Source organism: Enterobacter sp. JBIWA003 (genome assembly GCF_019968825.1).
GTDB classification, from domain to species: Bacteria; Pseudomonadota; Gammaproteobacteria; order Enterobacterales; family Enterobacteriaceae; genus Enterobacter; species Enterobacter quasiroggenkampii.
On record NZ_CP074170.1, the window covers coordinates 3,377,035 to 3,397,748 of the forward strand.

Genomic DNA, 20,714 nt, shown 5'->3' on the forward strand with positions numbered 1-20,714 from the left:
TTATCATGGGTGCCTATCTTCTCCGCCGTCTGCTGCTGGTCATCCCTACCCTGTGGGCCATCATCACGATTAACTTTTTTATCGTGCAAATCGCCCCCGGTGGGCCGGTCGATCAGGCCATTGCCGCCATTGAATTTGGCAACAGCGGCGGCATGCCCGGCGGCGGCGGTGAAGGGATGGGCGCCAGCCATGCGCGAACCGGCGTAGGGAATATCAGTGAAAGCCACTACCGCGGCGGACGCGGTCTGGATCCGGAAGTGATCGCCGAGATCACCCACCGCTACGGCTTTGACAAACCGATTCACGAGCGCTATTTCAAAATGCTCTGGGATTACATCCGCTTTGATTTTGGCGATAGCCTGTTTCGCAGTGCGTCAGTGCTGACGCTGATCAAGCAAAGCCTGCCGGTTTCGATCACGCTGGGGCTGTGGGGTACGCTTATCATCTATCTGGTCTCTATTCCGCTCGGGATCCGCAAAGCGGTGTACAACGGCAGCCGGTTCGATATCTGGAGCAGCACGTTCATTATTATCGGCTATGCCATCCCGGCGTTTCTGTTTGCCGTCCTGCTGATCGTCTTTTTTGCCGGGGGAAGCTATTTCGACCTTTTCCCGCTGCGAGGGCTCGTCTCCGCCGATTTCAGTTCCCTGCCCTGGTACCAGAAAATTACCGACTATCTCTGGCATATTACGCTGCCGGTTCTGGCAACGGTCATTGGCGGGTTTGCGGCCCTGACCATGTTGACTAAAAACGCCTTTCTCGATGAAATTCGTAAACAGTACGTCGTCACGGCCCGCGCCAAGGGCGTGAGCGAGAAGCAGATCATGTGGAAACACGTGTTCCGCAACGCCATGCTGCTGGTGATCGCCGGGTTTCCGGCTACGTTCATCAGTATGTTTTTTACCGGCTCGCTGCTGATAGAGGTGATGTTCTCGCTCAACGGCCTGGGACTGCTGGGCTATGAGGCCACCGTGTCGCGCGATTATCCGGTAATGTTTGGCACACTCTATATATTTACCCTGATTGGCCTGCTGCTGAATATCATCAGCGATATCAGCTATACGCTGGTCGATCCCCGAATCGATTTTGAGGGCCGATGATGCCGCGTTTAAGCCCCGTCAACCAGGCCCGCTGGGCCCGCTTTCGCCACAACCGCCGCGGCTACTGGTCGCTGTGGATTTTTGCCGTGCTGTTTGTCTTAAGCCTGTTTTCAGAACTGATCGCCAACGACAAACCGCTGCTGGTGCATTTTAACGATCGCTGGTACGTGCCGGTCATCGCCAATTACAGCGAAAGCGACTTTGGCGGCCCGTTTGCGACACCAGCGGAGTATCAGGATCCGTGGCTTCGCCAGCAGATTGAGCAGCATGGCTGGGCGCTCTGGGCGCCGGTACGTTTTGGCGCAAACAGCATTAACTTCGCCACCACAAGCCCCTTCCCTTCCCCGCCCTCCGCGCAAAACTGGCTGGGAACGGATGCTAACGGCGGCGACGTGCTGGCACGCATCCTGTACGGCACGCGAATCTCGCTTCTCTTTGGACTGATGCTAACGCTCTTCTCCAGCGTGATGGGCGTCGTGGCGGGCGCCGTTCAGGGTTACTACGGCGGGAAGATTGACCTGTGGTGTCAGCGGATTATTGAAGTCTGGTCAGGCATGCCGACGCTGTTTCTGATCATCCTGCTTTCCAGCGTCGTACAGCCCAACTTCTGGTGGCTATTAGGCATCACCGTCCTGTTCGGCTGGATGGCGCTGGTCGGTGTGGTAAGGGCCGAGTTTCTGCGCACCCGTAATTTCGACTATATTCGCGCCGCGCAGGCGCTTGGCGTGAGCGATCGCGGGATCATTTTCCGCCATATGTTGCCCAACGCCGTGGTGGCAACGCTCACCTTCCTGCCGTTTATTCTGTGTAGCTCCATCACCACCCTCACCTCACTGGATTTTCTCGGTTTCGGGTTACCGTTGGGTTCCCCATCGCTTGGCGAACTGCTGCTGCAGGGCAAGAACAACCTGCAGGCGCCGTGGTTAGGCATCGCCGCCTTTCTTTCCGTGGCCGTGCTGCTGTCGCTGCTGATTTTTATTGGCGAAGCCGTGCGCGATGCCTTTGATCCGAACAAGGCGGTATAAGATGACCCAGCCCCTGCTCAGTATTGATAACCTGTCGATTGCATTTTCAAAACAGGACGAGACGCGCACCGTGGTCAGCGACCTGACGCTGCAGATCCAGCGCGGTGAAACGCTGGCCCTGGTAGGTGAATCGGGTTCAGGCAAGAGCGTTTCGGCGCTCTCCATCCTGCGGCTGCTGCCCTCTCCGCCGGTGAGCTACCCGCAAGGGGATATTCTCTTTCACGGCCGTTCGCTGCTGCATGCCGACGAACAGACCCTGCGCGGCATTCGCGGCAACAAAATCGCGATGATTTTCCAGGAGCCGATGGTGTCGCTTAACCCGCTGCACAGCCTGGAAAAACAGCTCTATGAAGTGCTCTCCCTGCACCGTGGGATGCGCAAAGAGGCCGCGCGGGGAGAAATTCTGGATTGTCTTGAACGCACAGGCATACGCAATGCGCCCAAACGACTGAATGATTTTCCGCATCAACTCTCCGGCGGCGAACGCCAGCGCGTGATGATCGCCATGGCCCTGCTCACGCGCCCCGAACTGCTGATAGCCGACGAGCCCACAACGGCGCTGGACGTGACGGTACAGGCGCAAATACTGACGCTGCTGCGGGAACTGCGTGACGAGCTGAACATGAGCCTGCTGTTTATCACGCACAACCTGAGCATTGTCAGAAAGCTGGCCGACAGCGTGGCGGTGATGCAGAACGGGCGCTGCGTTGAACAGAATACGGCATCAACGCTGCTGAGCGCACCGCAGCACCCCTATACGCAGCGGTTGCTCGACAGCGAACCCTCCGGCGACCCGGTTCCTCTCGATGCGGACAGCACGCCGCTGCTGCGCGTTGAGGATCTGTCCGTCTCGTTCCCGATCCGCAAAGGTATTCTGCGACGCATTGTCGATCGCAACCCGGTGCTGAAAAACCTCCGCTTCTCGCTGCGCCCGGGGGAATCCCTGGGGCTGGTGGGCGAATCCGGCTCGGGTAAAAGCACCACCGGTCTGGCGCTGCTGCGCTTAATTGCCTCCCAGGGCGAGATCCTGTTTGACGATATGCCGCTGCACCGCTGGAACCGCCGCCAGATGCTGCCCGTGCGGCCCCGCATGCAGGTGGTGTTTCAGGATCCCAACTCCTCGCTTAACCCACGGCTCAGCGTGCTACAGATTATCGAAGAGGGTCTGCGCGTCCATCAGCCCGGCCTGAGCGCGCAGCAACGCGAGCAGGAGGTCATGCGGGTCATGACCGAAGTGGGTCTCGATCCCGAGACGCGCCACCGCTACCCTGCGGAATTTTCCGGTGGGCAGCGCCAGCGTATCGCCATTGCCCGCGCGCTGATCCTGAAACCGGAGCTGATTATTCTGGATGAACCCACGTCGTCGCTGGACAGGACCGTACAGGCGCAGATCCTGGCGCTGCTGAAAGGGTTACAGGAAAAGCACCGGCTGGCCTATATCTTTATCAGCCATGATTTGCAGGTGGTGCGGGCGCTATGCCATCAGGTGATTGTGTTGCGTCAGGGAGAGGTGGTCGAGCAAGGTGATTGCCAGCGCGTATTTAGCGCGCCAACGCAGCGCTACACGCGCCAGCTGTTGTCGTCAGACTAGCGCTCAGAACGGGTACTGGCCGGAGAAAGGCTCGGCAATGGCAACGCCAAAATTTTTCAGACGGCAGGTGGCAGCAAACTCGTCCTGGCTTTTCACAAACAGGCACGGCTCACCTTCGCACTCCAGCACGGAGCTGTCCACTTCGATATCCGTCAGGGCCTGACTGAGACGCTCCATCACCCGCCAGGCATTTTCGTCACTCGGGCTTAACAGCTTGAGCGCCACCAGGCAGTTTTCACAGCCCGCGACGTTTTGCGGAATCGGTTCAACTTTCGAACCAGCAAAACCCGCCGACCAGCGATAGCTCTGGGGCAAGCGATGGACAATAGAAAGTTGTAATGTATTCACGTTCGTTCCCCGGAAGCAAAATTTACTTCACAATTTATTTACATTTATAGTAACACATCATCGTCAGCCTGCACTATTCAGCACTTTTTTATCGGTATTCAGGCTCGCGTCGGCGCTATATGTACCCGTTTCTGCGATCTAACTCAACCTTTTTGAATACAATGATGTGACTTTTTACACAAATAGATTTTACATAAAATAAACAAACACAGCATAAACGAACGGGGTTTGGTTGATATGCATCAACAAAAAAGGCCCTGCCGGGCCTTCTCTGTGTTTTAGTGGACCGCTTTTCGCGGTCGACTGGCGTAAAGATAGAAGAGTATCGAGCTGGTTGCGCAAAAAGCCATCGCCCACAGCATGGGCCATGCCGTCGTAAAGGTGGCCATCGAAAGCAACGCGCCGACGATAGCGCCAATGCCGAAGCGGAATGTCCCGGCCAGGGAAGATGCGGTTCCTGCCATGTGCGGGAACTCATCCAGAATCACCGCCATCGCATTGGATGACACCATCGACACGCAGCCGACAAAGGCCGCCACGCCGACCACCAGCGCCCAGAAGCCCACCCCCAGAAACGCGCTCACCACCAGCCAGATCGCCATCACAAACTGGATCCACAGCCCGGCGCGGAACATGTTCAGCGCCCCCACCCGTCGGACAAAGCGGCTGTTAATGATGGTCATAATGAACAGGAAGACGATGTTAAGCGCAAAGTAATAGCCGAAGTGCTGCGGCGAAACGTGGTTCAGCTCGATGTAGACAAACGGCCCGGCGCTCAGGAAGGAGAACATTCCGGCGAAGCTGAACCCGCTCGCCAGCATATAGCTGAGCACGCGCTTGTGGCGAAACAGCGAGGCAAAGTTACCAATTGTGGTTCGGATGTGAAACTTCTGGCGGCGCTCGACGGGAAGCGTTTCAACAATAAAGAAGAAGATCATTGCGGAGGCCAGCAGCGCGGCCAGGGCCAGGATCCAGAAAATCACATGCCAGCTGAACCACACCAGCACCGCACCACCGGCCATCGGGGCCACCAGCGGCGCAATCGTCGTCACCAGCATGACAAACGACATCATGCGGGAGAACTCTTCTTTCGGGTAGATATCGCGCATCAGGGCATTAATCACCACGCTTGCCGCTGCCGCCGCCAGACCGTGGAAGAAACGCATGAAAATCAGATGATCGATGGTCTGCGCCAGCGCGCAGGCAACCGCTGCGGCTGCAAAGACCAGCGTCCCGCCCAGAATGACCGGCTTGCGTCCAAGGCTGTCGGCCATCGGGCCATAAAACAGCTGGCCGAGGGCAAAGCCAAGAATATAGGTGCTGAGCGTCATCTGCGCGCTGCCCGCCGGAACGCCAAACTGCGCGGAAATCACCGGCAGCGCGGGCAGGTACATATCAATAGACAGCGGCATCAGCATGGCCAGCAGGCCAAGAATGAAGACGATTTTGAACGACGAGTGTGGCCTGGTGGTCACAGAGTTCTCCTGAAATTAGTGCGAAGGCAGACCGACGCTGGCGATCTCTTCTTCCGTTAACGGGCGATATTCGCCAGGCGCCAGGTCGGGATCGAGTTCAATCGCACCAATCCGTTCGCGATGCAGGCCAACAACGTGGTTCCCCACCGCGGCAAACATACGTTTCACCTGATGATAGCGCCCTTCGCTGATGGTCAGACGGACCTCGGTCGGGGTGATGACTTCGAGCACCGCCGGTTTGGTCAGATCTTTTTCATTATGCAGCTGAACGCCTTTCGCGAAGTGCTCTGCCGTGTCATCCGACACCGGTGACTCCAGCGTCACGAGATAGGTTTTCTCGCAGTGGTGGCGTGGAGAGGTGATGCGGTGCGACCACTGACCGTCGTCGGTCATCAGCACCAGCCCGGTGGTGTCGATATCGAGTCGACCTGCGGCGTGCAGCTTGTGCGCCACCGGCTCGTCGAGGAAATAGAGCACCGTCGGGTGATCCGGATCGTCCGTTGAGCAGACGTAGCCTTCCGGCTTATTGAGCATGAAGTAGCGCGGACCGTGCTGCTGGGTCAGAGGATTGCCGTCATACTCCACCTGATGGTCAGGTTGCAGTTTGAACGCGCTGTCTCTCACAATGTCGCCATCCACGGTAACGCGGCTGGCGCGAATTTCGCGCCCGGCAATAGCGCGGCTTACGCCGAGTTGCTGAGCGATAAACTTATCAAGTCGCATGAAATCTTTTTAGCCTTAATGGTGCAGGAAGTCGGACAACAGGTCCGAAAAAAGAAGCAGTCTGGAACGGTTCAGTATAATGGTCTGGTTGCGCCACTCAAGGGAAAAAGTTTCGTGGCATACTATGTGCGGAATAACGAAACCGAGACCCCATGACTTTTACACTTCGTCCCTATCAGCAGGAAGCCGTTGACGCCACCCTCGCCTGGTTCCGAAAACATTGCGAGCCGGCGGCGATTGTGCTCCCGACCGGTGCAGGCAAAAGCCTGGTCATTGCCGAACTGGCGCGTCTGGCCCGCGGCCGCGTGCTGGTGCTGGCGCACGTCAAAGAGCTCGTCGCGCAAAACCATGCCAAATATTGTGCGCTTGGACTGGAAGCCGACATTTTCGCCGCCGGGCTAAAGCGTAAAGAGAGCCACGGCAAAGTGGTGTTTGGCAGCGTGCAGTCGGTGGCCCGCAATCTGGATCTGTTTCGCAGCGAATTTTCGCTGCTGATTGTCGATGAATGTCACCGCATCAGCGATGACGACGACAGCCAGTATCAGCAAATCCTGTGCCACCTGAAAGAGGTGAACCCTCACCTGCGCCTGCTGGGCCTGACGGCGACCCCGTTTCGTCTGGGGAAAGGCTGGATCTATCGCTACCATTATCACGGCATGGTGCGCGGCGATGACAAGGCCCTGTTTAGCGACTGCATCTACGAGCTTCCGCTTCGCTACATGATTAAACATGGCTACCTGACGCCGCCTGAACGGCTGGATATGCCGGTGGTGCAGTACGACTTCAGCCGCCTGCAGGCGCAGAGCAACGGGTTATTCAGCGAAGCGGATCTTAACCAGGAGCTGAAAAAGCAAAAGCGCATCACGCCGCATATCATCAGCCAGATTGAGGAGTTCGCCGCGACGCGCAAAGGGGTGATGATCTTTGCCGCCACCGTTGAGCACGCACGCGAAATCACCGGGTTACTGCCCCCCGGCGACGCGGCGCTCATCACCGGCGAGACGCCCGGCCCGGAGCGCGACAGCCTGATTGAGGCCTTTAAAGCCCAGCAGTTCCGCTATCTGGTTAACGTGTCGGTGTTGACCACCGGCTTTGACGCCCCACACGTCGACCTGATCGCTATTTTGCGTCCAACCGAATCGGTCAGTCTGTATCAGCAAATTGTTGGCCGCGGCCTGCGTCTGGCGCCGGGGAAAACCGACTGCCTGATTCTGGATTATGCCGGTAACCCGCACGATCTCTATACGCCTGAGGTCGGCGCGCCAAAAGGGAAAAGTGACAACGTGCCCGTGCAGGTCTTTTGCCCTGCCTGCGGGTTTGCCAACACCTTCTGGGGCAAAACCACCGCCGACGGCACGCTGATCGAACATTTTGGCCGCCGCTGTCAGGGCTGGTTTGAAGATGATGATGGGCATCGCGAGCAGTGCGATTTTCGTTTCCGCTTTAAAAACTGCCCGCAGTGCAACGCCGAAAATGACATTGCCGCTCGCCGCTGTCGGGAGTGCGACACGGTGCTGGTTGACCCGGACGACATGCTGAAAGCGGCATTAAAGCTGAAAGATGCGCTGGTGCTGCGCTGTTCCGGCATGGCGTTGCAGCCCGGCGCCGATGAAAAAGGCGAATGGCTGAAAATCACCTATTACGATGAAGACGGGGCGGACGTCAGCGAGCGCTTCCGGCTTCAGACGCCTGCCCAGCGAACGGCCTTCGAACAGCTGTTTATCCGCCCGCACACCCGCACTCCGGGCGTGCCCCTGCGCTGGATCACCGTGGCCGATATCGTGCGCCAGCAGGTGCTATTGCGCCATCCGGATTTTGTGGTCGCCCGCAAAAAAGGCCAGTTCTGGCAGGTGCGCGAAAAACTCTTCGACTACGAAGGTCGCTTCCGTCGCGCCAACGAATTGCGCGGGTAGCGGGACTTTTCATTGATGTGAGGGGCATTTGAGTATAAAATGCCGCCCGCTTCACATCCGTGAGGCAGAACACTCACCTGCTGCTGGGTCGCCTGTAGTAGGGTTTTAAATACAGAGAGAAATCAATGTTTACTATCGAAGCAGAAGTACGTAACGTGCAGGGTAAGGGTGCGAGCCGCCGCCTGCGTACCGCTAACAAGTTCCCGGCTATCGTTTACGGTGGCGAAGCTGCTCCAGTTGCAATCGAACTGGATCACGACAAACTGTGGAACCTGCAGACCAAAGCTGAATTCTACAGCGAAGTTCTGACCATCGTTGTTGGCGGTAAAGAAGAAAAAGTGAAAGTTCAGGCTGTTCAGCGTCACGCGTTCAAGCCAAAACTGACTCACATCGACTTCGTTCGCGCGTAATCGCAAACCTGTCGAAAAAAACCCCGCTTCTGCGGGGTTTTTTGTGCCTGCTATTTACCGCCCGAGGTGCGACGCTGAAGCTGATCGCGCAGATTCGGCGGCGTCCCCTTAATGGTCAGCGTATCGGTGGCCGGATCCCAGAAGATACGTTCCCCCAGCAGCATCGCATCAAAGTTGATGGTTAACCCGCCGCCGCTGCCGGCAAACTTGGTTAACTGACGCAGCGTGCTGCGATCTGCCGGGAAGCTCTCTTCAAGCTCATAGCCCTTCTCTGCGGTAAATTCCTGGAAGCTGACTTCGCTGACGCCCGCCAACTCTTTTGACAGCGACTCCAGCTCAATCTCTTCCCCAGCCTGCAGCTGTTCGTTGCAGTAGCTGTAAACCTGCTGGCGCACCGTCTGGCGCTCAGATTTATCAAGCTGCGCTTCGGCTGTGAAATCGTCCACCGCCTGGAGCAGCCCTTTGTTCTGCGCTTTGGCGTTAAGCCCTTCACTGGCACCGAGGAAGTCCATGAAGAAATCCGCCACTTTGCGACCCACGCGTCCCTTCAGGAAAGTCAGGTAGCGGGTCGATTCCGGGTTGGTTTCCCACTCGGTCAAATCAATACGCGCCACGATATCCGCATGGTTAATATCCAGATAATGCGTCGAGCTGATATCCAGCTGCTCGTTCACGCGCATGCTGCTTAAGTTATTCAGCACGGTAACCAGCAGATACTCGACCGCCAGGTAGCGGTAGTGGCAGAACAGCACGATCCCACCGTCGGCGAACGGATATTTCGCCAGCTCGTCGCGCAGACGCCCGGTTGCCGCACGGCTAAACGCCAGGAAATCCTCTTCACCCTGGCGCTGCAGGCGCAGGCTATCGGCCAGTTCACTCTCTTCGCTGAACAGCCCATAGGCTTTATTTTTGGCGCTGTAGACGCGATGCAGCTCTGCCATCATCTCCACAACGGTCGCCGTAGGTTCCAGTAACGAATCGCGTAGCACCACTTCAAGGGTTTGCTCATCGCGCTTGATAAGCTGGTGCAAGGCAATCTGGTTGATTTCCAGACTCATGATAAACTCTCCTTTTAGACCGGGCGGTATTCAACCACCACCAGGACATGTGTGCAACAACAGATAAAAAAGGGGAAAAAAAGCTGTTGCTACGGTAATATGTTGCCCTTTCATCAACAAACTGATTTTGATTTATGCCACAACATTCCCGCTACAGTGATGAACACGTTGAACAACTGCTCAGTGAGCTGGTCAACGTACTGGAAAAACATAAAACGCCGACCGATCTCTCCCTGATGGTTTTGGGAAATATGGTCACCAACCTGATTAACACCAGCGTTGCTCCGGCTCAGCGTCAGGCGATCGCAAAATCTTTCGCCCAGGCTTTACAGTCGTCCGTCAGCAACGACCCGGCCCATTAAGGGATACGAACAACAGTTTATGGTGACGAATCGTCAGCGCTACCGTGAAAAAGTCTCCCAGATGGTCAGCTGGGGGCACTGGTTTGCCCTGTTCAACATTCTGTTGGCGACGGTCATTGGCTGTCGTTATCTGTTTGTCGCAGACTGGCCAACAACGCTCACCGGGCGTATCTACTCCTGGATAAGCGTTGTCGGTCACTTTAGCTTTTTGGTTTTCGCCACCTATCTGCTGATCCTGTTCCCCTTGACGTTTATCGTCATGTCGCAGCGTCTGATGCGATTCTTGTCCGCCATCCTTGCGACGGTGGGGATGACGCTGCTGCTTATCGACAGTGAAGTGTTCACCCGCTTCCACCTGCATCTCAACCCTATCGTCTGGGAACTGGTGATTAACCCCGACCAGAACGAAACGGCCCGTGACTGGCAGCTGATGTTTATCAGCGTCCCGGTGATCCTGTTGATTGAGATGCTGTTTGCCACCTGGAGCTGGCAAAAACTGCGCAGCTTGACCCGCCGACGCCACTACGCGAAGCCCGTCGCCGCGCTCTTCTTCGTCTCCTTTATCAGTTCGCACATCATGTATATCTGGGCGGATGCGAACTTCTATCGCCCGATTACCATGCAGCGCGCGAACCTGCCGCTCTCGTACCCGATGACGGCACGTCGCTTCCTCGAAAAACATGGCCTGCTTGATGCGCAGGAGTACCAGCGACGTCTTATCGAGCAAGGTAACCCGGAAGCCGTCAGCGTGCAGTATCCGCTGAGCGACCTGCGCTATCGCGATATGGGCCGCGGGCAAAACGTCCTGCTGATCACCGTTGATGGCCTGAACTATTCCCGTTACGAGAAGCAGATGCCTGCGCTGGCCGATTTCGCGAGTCAAAATGTCACGTTTACTCAGCATATGAGCTCCGGTAACACAACCGACGCGGGCATCTTTGGCCTCTTCTATGGCATTTCAGCCGGATACATGGACGGCGTACTCTCTACCCGCACACCTGCGGCGCTGATCACCGGGCTGAATCAGCAGGGCTATCAGTTAGGGTTGTTCTCATCCGATGGCTTTAACAGCCCGCTCTACCGCCAGGCGCTGCTGTCTGATTTCTCACTGCCAGCGGCACAAAATCAGTCCGATGCGCAGACCGCCAGCCAATGGATAAACTGGCTCCAGCGCTATGCTCAGGAAGATAACCGCTGGTTCTCATGGGTCTCCTTTAACGGCACTACGCTTGCTAACAGCAACAAGAGTGATTTCGCGCGCCGCTACGGCCGCGCGGCGGGTGATGTTGATGCGCAGATTGGCCGCGTGCTTGACGCGCTACGTGAGTCCGGCAAGCTGGATAACACCGTAGTGATCGTGACCGCAGGCCATGGCGTCCCGTTAGGTGACGAGACGAAGAGCATGAACTGGTCACGCCCGAACCTGCAGGTTCCGCTGGTCATCCACTGGCCGGGTACGCCGGCGCAGCGCATCAATATGCTTACCGAGCATAAAGATGTGATGACCACCCTGATGCAACGCCTGCTGCACGTCAGCACGCCAGCCAACGAGTATTCTCAGGGGCAGGATCTCTTCAGCGCCGCGCGCCGCCATAGCTGGGTCACGGCTGCGGGGAATAATACGCTGGTGGTGACCACGCCGAAGCTGACGCTGGTGCTGAACAACAATGGGAATTATCAGACGTATAACCTGCAGGGTGAACGGCTTAAAGACCAGAAACCGCAGCTGAGCCTGCTGCTGCAGGTCCTGACGGATGAGAAGCGCTTCGTCGCTAACTGATTAATAATAAACCAGTTAGCGACGGATTCCCTTGCATTCGAAACGGAATCGAGTAGTATTCTTTCTATGCGTCGGCACGTAGCGCAGCCTGGTAGCGCACCGTCATGGGGTGTCGGGGGTCGGAGGTTCAAATCCTCTCGTGCCGACCAAAAACACATTGAAAACCAGCCTCTTATGGCTGGTTTTTTTATTTCGCCTCGTCCGGCGTTTTGCGCAGGTACACCAGCGTAACCAGGCAAATCACCGCTCCGGCATAGAACGTATATTCCGCGCCAAACGTTTCCCAGATGACCCCGGCGCCCAGACTGGCGATTAACAATCCCACGCCACTGACCAGACTAAAAATGCCGTAGGCGGTACCGCGCAGATCCGCAGGCGCGGTTTTCGCAATCATTGCCGCCAGCAGCCCCTGCGTCATCCCCATATGCACTCCCCAAAGCGCAACGCCCAGAAGCATTCCAGCCCAGTGGGTGCTCAGCGCCAGCACAACATCTGCCCCAATCAGCATCACCAGCCCCCACTGCAGTAATCGGGTGTGGCTCATCCCGTCCGATAACTTGCCAAACGGATAGGCAGAGAGGAAATAGAGCAGATTCATGGCCACCATCACCAGCGGGATCAGCGCCAGCGGCACCCCCGACTGCTGTGCGCGCAGGACAAGAAAGGCTTCACTGAAACGTGCGAGCGTGAAGATGGCCCCCAGGCCAATGACCCACCAGCAGCCTTTCCCGAGACGCCTGAGGTTCTCTTTTTTGATAGGGTTCGTGCGTTTATGTTCGACGGGCGTTTTCGGCTCATGCAGGCCGAAGAAAAGCAGCGCCACGGCGAGAACGCCGGGGATCACCGCGATCCAGAAAATCGTGCGGAAATCATCGTTCCACAGCAGCATTAATCCTACGGCCAGCAGCGGCCCGAGAAATGCGCCGACGGTGTCCATCGACTGACGCAGCCCAAAGGCCGCGCCGCGAAGTTCCGGCGGCGTAACGTCAGCAACCAGCGCATCGCGCGGCGCTCCCCGTATCCCCTTCCCGACCCGGTCGATTAAGCGCGCCCCAAGGATCATGCCGGAAGAAGAGGCGATAGCGAACAACGGTTTACTCAATGCGCCAAGACCGTAGCCCAGAACCGCCAGTCCTTTACGCTTGCCCAGATAGTCACTGATGGCGCCGGAAAACACCTTGATAAACAGCGCCGTAGCCTCAGCCAGACCTTCAATCAAACCAATGAAAATAACGCTGGCTCCGAGCGTCGTCACCATGAACAGCGGCAGCAGGCTGTGAATAATCTCCGAGGAGATATCCATTAACATACTGACGCCGCCCACCACCCAGACTCCTTTCGGGATCCGGCTGAGCGTTGCAAACCGGGATAACATTGCGCATCTCCTGCTTCATGTTGAACTGTCTTATTCGAAACAGAATATCCTGGAAATGCGAATAAAAATTATTAGACATAAAAAAAGCCACCCCGCAGGATGGCTTCGATATCGCAAATCGGCGTCTAGTGTTTATCACGTCCGCCCAGGAAGAAAATGCCCAGCGGGATGGCCAGCAGAACGGTGAACACCAGGCTGTAGACAAAGATCATCGCCGATTGCAGGACATACATGCTGGTTGTCCAGGCAGAGAGAGGAATGTTGTACTGTTCGATGACGCCAACAATGGTGGCCCGCCCCACGCACGCGGCAGCAATCATAAACACAACCAGCAGCGCCAGGAGGAACTTGCGGCCTTCAGGCGTTTTCAGTTTTGCACGAACCATCTCTCTTTCCTTTTACAGATGAATAACATTACAGAGGGTCTAAAATAACACAAACGGCTGACGGACTCCACGCTAGTATAAATCTCTACTTAAATGGCAAATATGTGGTTTATTACGCTATTCATATTGAAAATGTAAGTAAATAACACCAATCATTCATAGTTGATATGTTAACCTGTGCAGGATCGTTTTGACATAAAGGAATGACAATGAAAAACGCACCTAAATTTGCCATCGCACTCATCGCCGCCGCGTGTGTCAGCACCAGTGCTTTCGCCAGCGAAACCCCTAAAGAGCAGCCGCTGGAAAAAGTCTCCCCGTATCCGAAAGCGGATAAAGGGATGAAGCGTCAGGTGATCCAGCTGCCGGCACAGCAGGATGAAGCGAATTTCAAAGTAGAGCTGTTAATTGGCAAGACGCTGGAAGTGGATTGCAACCAGCATCGCCTGGGTGGTCAGCTGGAAAGCAAAACGCTGGAAGGCTGGGGTTACGACTACTACGTCTTTGATAAAGTGACCTCGCCGGTCTCCACCATGATGGCCTGCCCGGATGGCAAGAAAGAGAAGAAATTTGTGACAGCGTATCTGGGCGACAATAGCCTGCTGCGCTACAACAGCAAGTTGCCGATCGTGGTTTATACGCCTGAAAACGTGGAAGTGAAGTATCGCGTGTGGAAGGCTGAAGAGAAGATTGAGCAGGCTGTCGTACGTTGAAATTAAGTCGGGTGGCGGCTTCGCCTTACCCGACCTACAAAACAACACCGAACATAGGCCGGGTAGGCGTCAGTGCCACCCGGCTTTTTTACCTTACAGCGCGATATCCGCAACCGGTTTGTTTTCCGGCTGAGGCTTCAGCTCCGCTTTTGGCGCAGCATCCGCAGCCTGCGGTTTGATGTACTGCAGCTGCAGTACGCGGCTGGTGTATTCCAGCTCCTGCTCCGTCGCGCTCACGTTACCGTTCAGCTTCGTGCCGTAAGATGGAATAATGGTCTTCAGCTTCGCCTGCCATTCCGGACTGGCGACTTTATCTTTAAACACTTTTTCCATCAGGTGCAGCATGATTGGCGCAGCGGTAGACGCACCCGGTGACGCACCCAGCAGCGCGGCGATGGTGCCATCCTTATCGCTTACCACTTCGGTACCCAGACGCAGCACGCCGCCCTCTTTCGGATCGCGCTTGATGATTTGTACGCGCTGACCCGCCTGCCACAGGCGCCAGTCTTCTTTCTTCGCCTGCGGATAGTACTCTTTCAGCGCCTCGAAACGGTCGTCGTCAGAGAGCATCACCTGGCTAATCAGGTATTTCACCAGATCGAAGTTATCCAGCCCCACGTCCATCATTGGTTTGACGTTAGAGGTGGTGGTTGCGCTCAGCAGATCCCACAGGGAGCCGTTTTTCAGGAACTTCGTGGAGAAGGTCGCGAACGGTCCAAACAGCACCACGCGTTTGCCGTCAAGCATACGGGTGTCAATGTGCGGAACAGACATTGGCGGCGCGCCCACGGAAGCCTGACCGTACACTTTTGCCAGATGACGGTTCACCACTTCCGGGTTATCGGACACCAGGAACTGACCGCCGACCGGGAAGCCCGCGTAGTCGTCCGCTTCCGGAATGCCGGACTCCTGCAGCAGCTTCAGCGCCGCGCCGCCCGCACCGATAAAGACAAACTTCGCCTTGATGACGTGCTCGGCTTCATTGTTTTTCAGATCGGCAACGGTCACGCTCCAGCTGTTATCCGCGTTGCGCTTGAAACCGCGCACTTCGGTGCTGAGCTGCAGATTGAAGTTCTCTTTTTTCTTCAGAGACGTCACCAGCTGACGGGTAATTTCACCGTAGTTGACGTCGGTACCAATTTCGGTACGGGTCGCCGCCACTTTCTGGTTCGGGTCACGACCTTCCATGACCAGCGGAGCCCACTCTTTAATCTGCGCGTGATCTTCAGAGTATTTCATCCCGCGGAACAGCGTGCTCTGCTGCAGTGCGGCGTAGCGCGCGCGCAGGAAGTTGACGTTCTGCTCGCCCCACACAAAGCTCATGTGCGGTACGGTATTGATAAAGGAGTGCGGGTCGTGCAGCACGCCGCTGTTGACCTGGTGAGACCAGAACTGGCGAGAAACCTGGAACGCCTCGTTGATCTCTACCGCTTTCTCGATACTAATGGAACCGTCCTTTTTCTGCGGCGTATAGTTCAGTTCCATGAGTGCCGAATGGCCGGTACCGGCGTTGTTCCAGCCGTTCGAACTCTCCTGCGCCACGCCATCAAGGCGCTCGACCATGGTCATTGACCAGTCCGGCTGCAGTTCTTGCAGATAGGTTCCCAGCGTGGCGCTCATGATACCGCCACCGATTAAAAGGACGTCCGTTTCCTGCTCTTTTGGTGCGTCAGCTTTCGCCGCCATGGAGACGGTGTTAAGCCCCACGGCCAGAGAAAAGAGCATGGCAGTCATTTTTTTCATAATTTATGCCTTAGTGTAAAAGTGCTTGATGCGTGGAAATTGCAGGTGAAAAAAGCTGCGGGGGCACGGTAACAACTTTTAAATATTGTTTAAAGGTTACGAAATTATTGTAATTGTGAAATTTAATGATGGATTGTTTGTGAGGAATTATCGAAGCGTCTGGTAAAGGGCGGTTTAACGGGCTAGTATGTTGCGTTTTGTGATCGCGCGCACGGAAGCCTGCCCTAACCAGCGAAACGTTATGTCCCTACCCCATTCTCCTTTATCTCCCGAAAACCGTGTCGCCAGCGTGCTGCGTTCCCCTAAGCAGCTGACGCGTGAAACGCTGGCGGGCGTGATTACCGCCCTGGCGCTGATCCCCGAGGTCATCTCATTTTCCGTGGTGGCGGGCGTTGACCCGAAGGTCAGCCTGATCGCTTCCGTGGTGCTCTGTCTTGCCCTGTCTGTAGTGGGCGGTCGCCCGGCGATGGTCACGGCCGCGGCCGGTTCCGTGGCGCTGGTTATTGGGCCCATGGTGCATCAGCACGGCGTACAGTACATTCTTCCCGCCGTGCTCATGGCTGGCCTGATTCAGATTCTGTTTGGCGTGCTGGGCATGGCAAGGCTGATGCGCTTTATTCCCCAGTCGGTCATGACCGGGTTTGTTAACGCCCTCGGGATATTGATTTTCTTTGCGCAGGTTCCCCATTTCTGGAGCCGAAGCCCGCTGATTGTGGGCCTGTTCGTGCTGACGATACTGATCGTGCTGTGGGTGCCGCGCTATATCAAAAGCATCCCTTCCCCACTGATTGCGATTGTGCTGTTAACCTTGTTTACCGTTTCAACCGGGCAAAGCCTGCCGACCGTGGGCGATGAAGGCGCCATGAGCGGCGGCTTGCCGGGACTTAGTGAACTTCTGGTCCCTCTCAATCTCCAGACGCTGAGCATAATCTGGCCGTGCGCGTTGAGCATCGCGTTTGTCGGCCTGCTGGAATCCCTGCTGACCGCAAAGCTGGTGGATGAGCTGACCGCGACACCGTCAAGTAAACGCCGCGAAAGCATTGGATTAGGCGTCGGCAATATCCTGGCCGGATTTTACGGTGGTATTGCGGGCTGCGCGATGATCGGACAAACCATCGTTAACGTGGAGATGGGAAAAGGCCGAAGCCGCATTTCAACCTTCGCTGCGGGTATCGTACTGCTGATCCTGGTGACGGCGCTCAGCGACGTGATGGCCAACATCCCGATGGCGGTGCTGGCGGGTATTATGGCGATTGTCGCCGTCAAAACCTTCAGCTGGCACAGCCTTCAGCCGGCCACACTGAAAACGGCTCCGATTGCAGAAACGGTCGTCATGCTGGTGACCGTTGCCGCCACGGTATCAACCGGCAATCTGGCGATTGGCGTGCTGGGCGGGATTATCGTCATGGTGCTGCTTCCCGCCCGCATTAAGCGTCGGCTTAAAGCAGAAAAATCGTCGCCAGCCCAAGAAAAATAAAGAAACCGCCGGTATCGGTGATGGCGGTGATCATCACGCTCGACCCCACCGCGGGGTCGCGCCCCAGTTTGGTCATGGTCAACGGGATAATAACGCCCATCATCGATGCCACCAGCAGATTCAGCACCATCGCCAGCATCATCACCCCACCCAGCGCCATATCGTCATACAACCACCAGGTGATGCCCCCCATAATCCCGCCCCAGACCAGGCCGTTGATCAACGCCACACCCATCTCTCTGAAGATCAGAAAGGCAAAGTTGCCGGGCTGAATATTCTCCAGCGCCAGCGCGCGAACGATCATCGTGATAGTCTGATTGCCGGTATTACCGCCAATCCCGGCCACAATCGGCATCAGCGAGGCCAGCGCCACCAGCTGCGAAATGGTGTGTTCGAAACCGTCAATTACGCGGGAGGCGATAAACGCGGTACACAGGTTAATGGCCAGCCACGCCCAGCGCGTTTTCACCGCCTTGCCGACGGAGGCATGGACGTCATCTCCCGCACTGATCCCCCCCAGCGCACGCAGGTCGTTGTCGGTTTCTTCATAAACGACGTCAACGATCTCGTCGATGGTCAGACGCCCCATCAGTTTGCCGACGGAGTCCACGACGGCGGCACTCACGAGGTCGTCACGTTCGAAGGTACGCGCCGCTTTCTCCGCATCGTCCTCCGGGGAGAAGACCATCGGCTCGTTTTCCATCACCTCGCTCACCTTCCGCTGGGTGCTGTTGAGCAGGATGGTTTTCAGCTCCAGCTCGCCGAGCAGAGTTTTATCCCGGGAGGTAACAAACAGCTTATCGGTGTTATCCGGCATTTTGCCCAGGCGACGCAGATAGCGCTGCACGGTGCCGAGCGTCACGTCCGGACGCACCGTGATAACGCCGAACTCCATAATCGCGCCGACGCTGTTTTTCTCGTAGTGCATCACCTGACGCACGCGCGCGCGTTCATCGGCAGGCAGTGACGCCAGCAGACGGCCGGTCAAGTTTCGCGGCAGGTGCTGAACCAGGTAAATCTGCTCGTCGATATCCAGGGTTTGCAGAGCGTCGAGGATATCCCGGTCGCTCATCTCGTCGATCAGGTCGTCCCAGACGTTTTCGGAGGCCTCAAGCAGCACCTGTCCGCGCTCGTGATCCTGCACCAGCCGCCACAGGGCGTGACGTTCTTCCGAGGGAAGCGCTTCCAGGGTATCCGCCAGATCCGGCGGGGGTAAGTGAGCAACCAGCGCACCTACCTCAGCAATATCGTCGGCTAAAGTGCCGACATCATATTGCTCAGCCAGGGTCAGTTTGCCTAATAGCGTAGAGGTGACCGCTTTATCGGTCGTGAGAAGCCAGATCAGTCGCGCACGTTCCTGGTCACGCTGTCTGGCGCTGTTTTTCTTTAATACCGACATCAATCATAAATCCATGAAATAAGTTGGTATTAAGCATAGCGCGAGGATATGTAAATAAGAATAAACAACGGGGCGGGATGGAGAAAAAAGCAGCATTACGGCCACGATTATCCCCTCTCCCTGTGGGAGAGGGTTAGGGTGAGGGCATCAGGCCGTACGCGCCACCGCGTCACGCGAGGCGGCATCGCGCTCTTCACCGGTCAGCTCGCTCAGCCTGCCGTCGCGCATTTCCAGCAGACGGTCGGCATGAATAAAGTAATGATCGTCGTGGCTGATGGCGAAAATGGTTTTACCCATCTGCTGCATCAGCGGCAGCAGCACCTGATAAAACTCGCGGCGGAAGTGCGGGTCCTGATCCGCCGCCCACTCATCCAGCAGAATGATGTCACGCTCTTCCGCCAGCGCCAGCAGCAGCGCCACGCGCTTTTTCTGCCCTTTGGAAAGCTTCAGATTGAGAATTTTACCGTCCTGAAGTTCCAGCTTGTGGGACATCTGCAGCTGCGCCAGCCATTTTTCCACCAGCGCAGGATTGGCCTGCTGCCCTTCCGGGCCCAGCAGTTGCTCAAACAGCCAGACGTCGGTGAACACCGCCGAGAAAAGCTTGCGGTAATCCTCGGGCTTCTCCGCGCTCAGCGCTCTGCCATCCAGTAAAATCTCGCCCGACTGCGGCTGATAAAGCCCGGTGAGCAGCATCGCCAGCGTCGATTTACCGCTGCCGTTGCCGCCAATCAGGAACAGCAGCTCGCCGCGGCGGATCGTCAGGTTGACCGGCCCCACGGAGAAGGCGCTGTCCTGATAGCGGAACGTGACGTTACGCAGCTCCAGCGTCTGCCAGTCAGGGAAGGCCTGCGGGCGCGGGAATTCGGCTTTAAACGGCGCGAGATCGAATTTGTTGAGCTTATTAAAGGCCACCTGCGCACTCAGTAAGGTGGGCAACGCGCCGACCGCAGAGAGCAGCGGCGTGCGCAAAAACAGCAGCGTCAGCGAGTAGGTTGCCGCGACGTTGGTGTCCGCCCAGCCCAGGCTGTTCGCCATCCAGAATACCAGGCCAATGGCACCCAGCATCATAATGTTTGACCAGTTCACCGCGCTCAGGTGGAAGGTATCAGCGCGAATGATGTGATGCCGGTACTCGCGTGCGTCCGGAATATAGAGATGGTTAAAGATATACTCGGCGCGCTCGCGGTTCAGGGTGAGTTCTTTGCGCCCTTCCAGCACCGTCTGGTAGTCGTTATAGAGCTTATCTTCGGTTTCGCGCAGCACCGCCATGTGTTTATAGACGCGTGACACCAGGACAAAACCGCCCCAGATGGTGATGGCGATCCACAGCGCAGTCACCGCCAGCATTTTGCTGGAGAGCCAGGCGAGATAGGCCGCCGAGCCAAAGGTCAGAATGATCCCCTGCACCAGCTCTGGCAGACGAACGAACGCGATGGTAATGGCGCGTACGTCGCTGGTCAGCCCCGCCAGCAGCGAGGCGCTGCCGAGCTGCTCAACGCGCTCGACCTGGGTGTCCAGGATCCGCTTGATAAACTCACTGCGCAAACGAAAAACGAAATGGTGGCCGAGCGCGGTCAGCGCCAGCTGGGAGCCGAGCGTAACCGCCATCAGCAGCAGCAACAGGCCAAGAAACTCCGGCAATACGGAGAGCGAGGTGTCGACCATTTCAATCAACCGCACGTTAATAAACGCGATCAGGCCAATACCCAGTGCGGCGCTGGCCAGGCTTAACGCCATAACGGCGATGAAGGGCCAGCGGTACTGACGCCAGACGAGGAGAAGTAGTTGCATGCAGGCAATCCGGACAATAAAAATCAGCGAGCAGTGTAAACTGCC

Annotated in this window: 18 protein-coding genes and 1 tRNA gene; 10 read left to right on the top strand and 9 right to left on the bottom strand. The window is 56.7% G+C overall.

What is annotated here, in order from left to right; all coding sequences use genetic code 11:
- The first annotated feature begins 5 nt into the window (after positions 1 to 5).
- The 3 genes from KGP25_RS16205 to yejF are packed head-to-tail and all read left to right on the top strand — an operon-like array spanning position 6 to position 3,716.
- On the top strand, positions 6 to 1,100 hold the full coding sequence (locus KGP25_RS16205) for a microcin C ABC transporter permease YejB (RefSeq protein WP_008500949.1): 1,095 nt from the start codon (positions 6 to 8) through the stop codon (positions 1,098 to 1,100).
- Positions 1,100 to 2,125, top strand: coding sequence for an ABC transporter permease (locus tag KGP25_RS16210; RefSeq protein ID WP_048224178.1), 1,026 nt, complete (start codon positions 1,100 to 1,102; stop codon positions 2,123 to 2,125). Before KGP25_RS16205 ends, KGP25_RS16210 begins: the two co-directional genes overlap by 1 nt.
- Before the next feature lies 1 nt (position 2,126).
- Positions 2,127 to 3,716 carry a microcin C ABC transporter ATP-binding protein YejF gene (gene yejF, locus KGP25_RS16215; protein WP_223539288.1) on the top strand — a complete coding sequence of 530 codons (1,590 nt, stop codon included), beginning with the start codon at positions 2,127 to 2,129 and terminating at the stop codon, positions 3,714 to 3,716.
- Between the two features lie 3 nt (positions 3,717 to 3,719).
- Here yejF and KGP25_RS16220 read toward each other — a convergent pair whose 3' ends face one another.
- The 3 genes from KGP25_RS16220 to rsuA form a co-directional block, all read right to left on the bottom strand.
- On the bottom strand, positions 3,720 to 4,064 hold the full coding sequence (locus tag KGP25_RS16220) for a YejG family protein (RefSeq protein ID WP_008500952.1): 345 nt from the start codon (positions 4,062 to 4,064) through the stop codon (positions 3,720 to 3,722).
- 278 nt (positions 4,065 to 4,342) lie between these two features.
- Complete coding sequence (locus tag KGP25_RS16225) at positions 4,343 to 5,539, bottom strand: Bcr/CflA family multidrug efflux MFS transporter (RefSeq protein ID WP_223539289.1); 1,197 nt, start codon at positions 5,537 to 5,539, stop codon at positions 4,343 to 4,345.
- Between the two features lie 15 nt (positions 5,540 to 5,554).
- Entirely contained in the window at positions 5,555 to 6,262 is a 708-nt protein-coding gene (gene rsuA, locus KGP25_RS16230) for a 16S rRNA pseudouridine(516) synthase RsuA (RefSeq protein WP_021241522.1), read from the bottom strand.
- A gap of 152 nt (positions 6,263 to 6,414) precedes the next feature.
- On the opposite strand from rsuA, the gene KGP25_RS16235 reads away from it, so the two are divergent.
- Together KGP25_RS16235 and rplY are read left to right on the top strand one after the other, a co-directional pair.
- A complete protein-coding gene (locus KGP25_RS16235) occupies positions 6,415 to 8,175 on the top strand; it encodes a DEAD/DEAH box helicase (RefSeq protein WP_223539290.1) in 1,761 nt (586 codons plus the stop codon).
- Between the two features lie 125 nt (positions 8,176 to 8,300).
- Positions 8,301 to 8,585 carry a 50S ribosomal protein L25 gene (gene rplY / locus KGP25_RS16240; RefSeq protein WP_008500956.1) on the top strand — a complete coding sequence of 95 codons (285 nt, stop codon included), beginning with the start codon at positions 8,301 to 8,303 and terminating at the stop codon, positions 8,583 to 8,585.
- 50 nt (positions 8,586 to 8,635) lie between these two features.
- Here rplY and yejK read toward each other — a convergent pair whose 3' ends face one another.
- Positions 8,636 to 9,643, bottom strand: a complete 1,008-nt coding sequence (yejK, locus tag KGP25_RS16245) for a nucleoid-associated protein YejK (RefSeq protein ID WP_008500957.1) — start codon at positions 9,641 to 9,643, stop codon at positions 8,636 to 8,638.
- A gap of 134 nt (positions 9,644 to 9,777) precedes the next feature.
- On the opposite strand from yejK, the gene KGP25_RS16250 reads away from it, so the two are divergent.
- The 3 genes from KGP25_RS16250 to KGP25_RS16260 all read left to right on the top strand — a co-directional run bounded on the left by KGP25_RS16250 (position 9,778) and on the right by KGP25_RS16260 (position 11,934).
- Entirely contained in the window at positions 9,778 to 10,005 is a 228-nt protein-coding gene (locus KGP25_RS16250) for a YejL family protein (protein WP_008500958.1), read from the top strand.
- Between the two features lie 19 nt (positions 10,006 to 10,024).
- A complete protein-coding gene (yejM, locus tag KGP25_RS16255) occupies positions 10,025 to 11,785 on the top strand; it encodes an LPS biosynthesis-modulating metalloenzyme YejM (RefSeq protein ID WP_223539291.1) in 1,761 nt (586 codons plus the stop codon).
- 72 nt (positions 11,786 to 11,857) lie between these two features.
- Positions 11,858 to 11,934: transfer RNA gene (locus KGP25_RS16260), tRNA-Pro, on the top strand.
- Positions 11,935 to 11,972: 38 nt separating this feature from the next.
- On the opposite strand, the gene KGP25_RS16265 is transcribed toward KGP25_RS16260, so the two are convergent.
- Together KGP25_RS16265 and KGP25_RS16270 are read right to left on the bottom strand one after the other, a co-directional pair.
- Positions 11,973 to 13,160, bottom strand: a complete 1,188-nt coding sequence (locus KGP25_RS16265) for an MFS transporter (protein WP_223539292.1) — start codon at positions 13,158 to 13,160, stop codon at positions 11,973 to 11,975.
- A gap of 125 nt (positions 13,161 to 13,285) precedes the next feature.
- Positions 13,286 to 13,546 carry a DUF2534 family protein gene (locus KGP25_RS16270; RefSeq protein ID WP_010433451.1) on the bottom strand — a complete coding sequence of 87 codons (261 nt, stop codon included), beginning with the start codon at positions 13,544 to 13,546 and terminating at the stop codon, positions 13,286 to 13,288.
- A gap of 209 nt (positions 13,547 to 13,755) precedes the next feature.
- Between KGP25_RS16270 and eco the strand changes: the two genes are divergently transcribed.
- Positions 13,756 to 14,259 carry a serine protease inhibitor ecotin gene (eco, locus tag KGP25_RS16275; protein ID WP_223539293.1) on the top strand — a complete coding sequence of 168 codons (504 nt, stop codon included), beginning with the start codon at positions 13,756 to 13,758 and terminating at the stop codon, positions 14,257 to 14,259.
- A 93-nt stretch (positions 14,260 to 14,352) separates the two neighbouring features.
- Here eco and mqo read toward each other — a convergent pair whose 3' ends face one another.
- On the bottom strand, positions 14,353 to 16,002 hold the full coding sequence (mqo, locus tag KGP25_RS16280; protein WP_023344564.1) for a malate dehydrogenase (quinone): 1,650 nt from the start codon (positions 16,000 to 16,002) through the stop codon (positions 14,353 to 14,355).
- 187 nt (positions 16,003 to 16,189) lie between these two features.
- Here mqo and KGP25_RS16285 point away from each other — a divergent pair, with 187 nt between their 5' ends.
- A complete protein-coding gene (locus KGP25_RS16285; protein WP_223539294.1) occupies positions 16,190 to 17,479 on the top strand; it encodes a SulP family inorganic anion transporter in 1,290 nt (429 codons plus the stop codon).
- On the opposite strand, the gene mgtE is transcribed toward KGP25_RS16285, so the two are convergent.
- Positions 17,442 to 18,878: a magnesium transporter gene (mgtE, locus tag KGP25_RS16290; RefSeq protein WP_045414667.1), complete on the bottom strand. Its 1,437-nt coding sequence runs from the start codon at positions 18,876 to 18,878 to the stop codon at positions 17,442 to 17,444. The two genes, KGP25_RS16285 and mgtE, sit on opposite strands and share 38 nt — an antisense overlap.
- 147 nt (positions 18,879 to 19,025) lie before the next feature.
- Positions 19,026 to 20,669: a multidrug ABC transporter permease/ATP-binding protein gene (locus KGP25_RS16295; protein ID WP_045908765.1), complete on the bottom strand. Its 1,644-nt coding sequence runs from the start codon at positions 20,667 to 20,669 to the stop codon at positions 19,026 to 19,028.
- Positions 20,670 to 20,714: the final 45 nt, after the last annotated feature.

Bases quoted from the DNA above. Each gene is read 5' to 3' on its own strand.
- KGP25_RS16205 (WP_008500949.1), top strand. From the start codon at position 6: ATGGGTGCCTATCTTCTCCGCCGTCTGCTGCTGGTCATCCCTACCCTG.
- KGP25_RS16210 (WP_048224178.1), top strand. From the start codon at position 1,100: ATGCCGCGTTTAAGCCCCGTCAACCAGGCCCGCTGGGCCCGCTTTCGC.
- yejF (WP_223539288.1), top strand. From the start codon at position 2,127: ATGACCCAGCCCCTGCTCAGTATTGATAACCTGTCGATTGCATTTTCA.
- rsuA (WP_021241522.1), bottom strand. From the start codon at position 6,262: ATGCGACTTGATAAGTTTATCGCTCAGCAACTCGGCGTAAGCCGCGCT.
- KGP25_RS16235 (WP_223539290.1), top strand. From the start codon at position 6,415: ATGACTTTTACACTTCGTCCCTATCAGCAGGAAGCCGTTGACGCCACC.
- rplY (WP_008500956.1), top strand. From the start codon at position 8,301: ATGTTTACTATCGAAGCAGAAGTACGTAACGTGCAGGGTAAGGGTGCG.
- yejK (WP_008500957.1), bottom strand. From the start codon at position 9,643: ATGAGTCTGGAAATCAACCAGATTGCCTTGCACCAGCTTATCAAGCGC.
- KGP25_RS16250 (WP_008500958.1), top strand. From the start codon at position 9,778: ATGCCACAACATTCCCGCTACAGTGATGAACACGTTGAACAACTGCTC.
- yejM (WP_223539291.1), top strand. From the start codon at position 10,025: ATGGTGACGAATCGTCAGCGCTACCGTGAAAAAGTCTCCCAGATGGTC.
- KGP25_RS16265 (WP_223539292.1), bottom strand. From the start codon at position 13,160: ATGTTATCCCGGTTTGCAACGCTCAGCCGGATCCCGAAAGGAGTCTGG.
- KGP25_RS16270 (WP_010433451.1), bottom strand. From the start codon at position 13,546: ATGGTTCGTGCAAAACTGAAAACGCCTGAAGGCCGCAAGTTCCTCCTG.
- eco (WP_223539293.1), top strand. From the start codon at position 13,756: ATGAAAAACGCACCTAAATTTGCCATCGCACTCATCGCCGCCGCGTGT.
- mqo (WP_023344564.1), bottom strand. From the start codon at position 16,002: ATGAAAAAAATGACTGCCATGCTCTTTTCTCTGGCCGTGGGGCTTAAC.
- KGP25_RS16285 (WP_223539294.1), top strand. From the start codon at position 16,190: ATGTTGCGTTTTGTGATCGCGCGCACGGAAGCCTGCCCTAACCAGCGA.
- mgtE (WP_045414667.1), bottom strand. From the start codon at position 18,878: ATGTCGGTATTAAAGAAAAACAGCGCCAGACAGCGTGACCAGGAACGT.
- KGP25_RS16295 (WP_045908765.1), bottom strand. From the start codon at position 20,669: ATGCAACTACTTCTCCTCGTCTGGCGTCAGTACCGCTGGCCCTTCATC.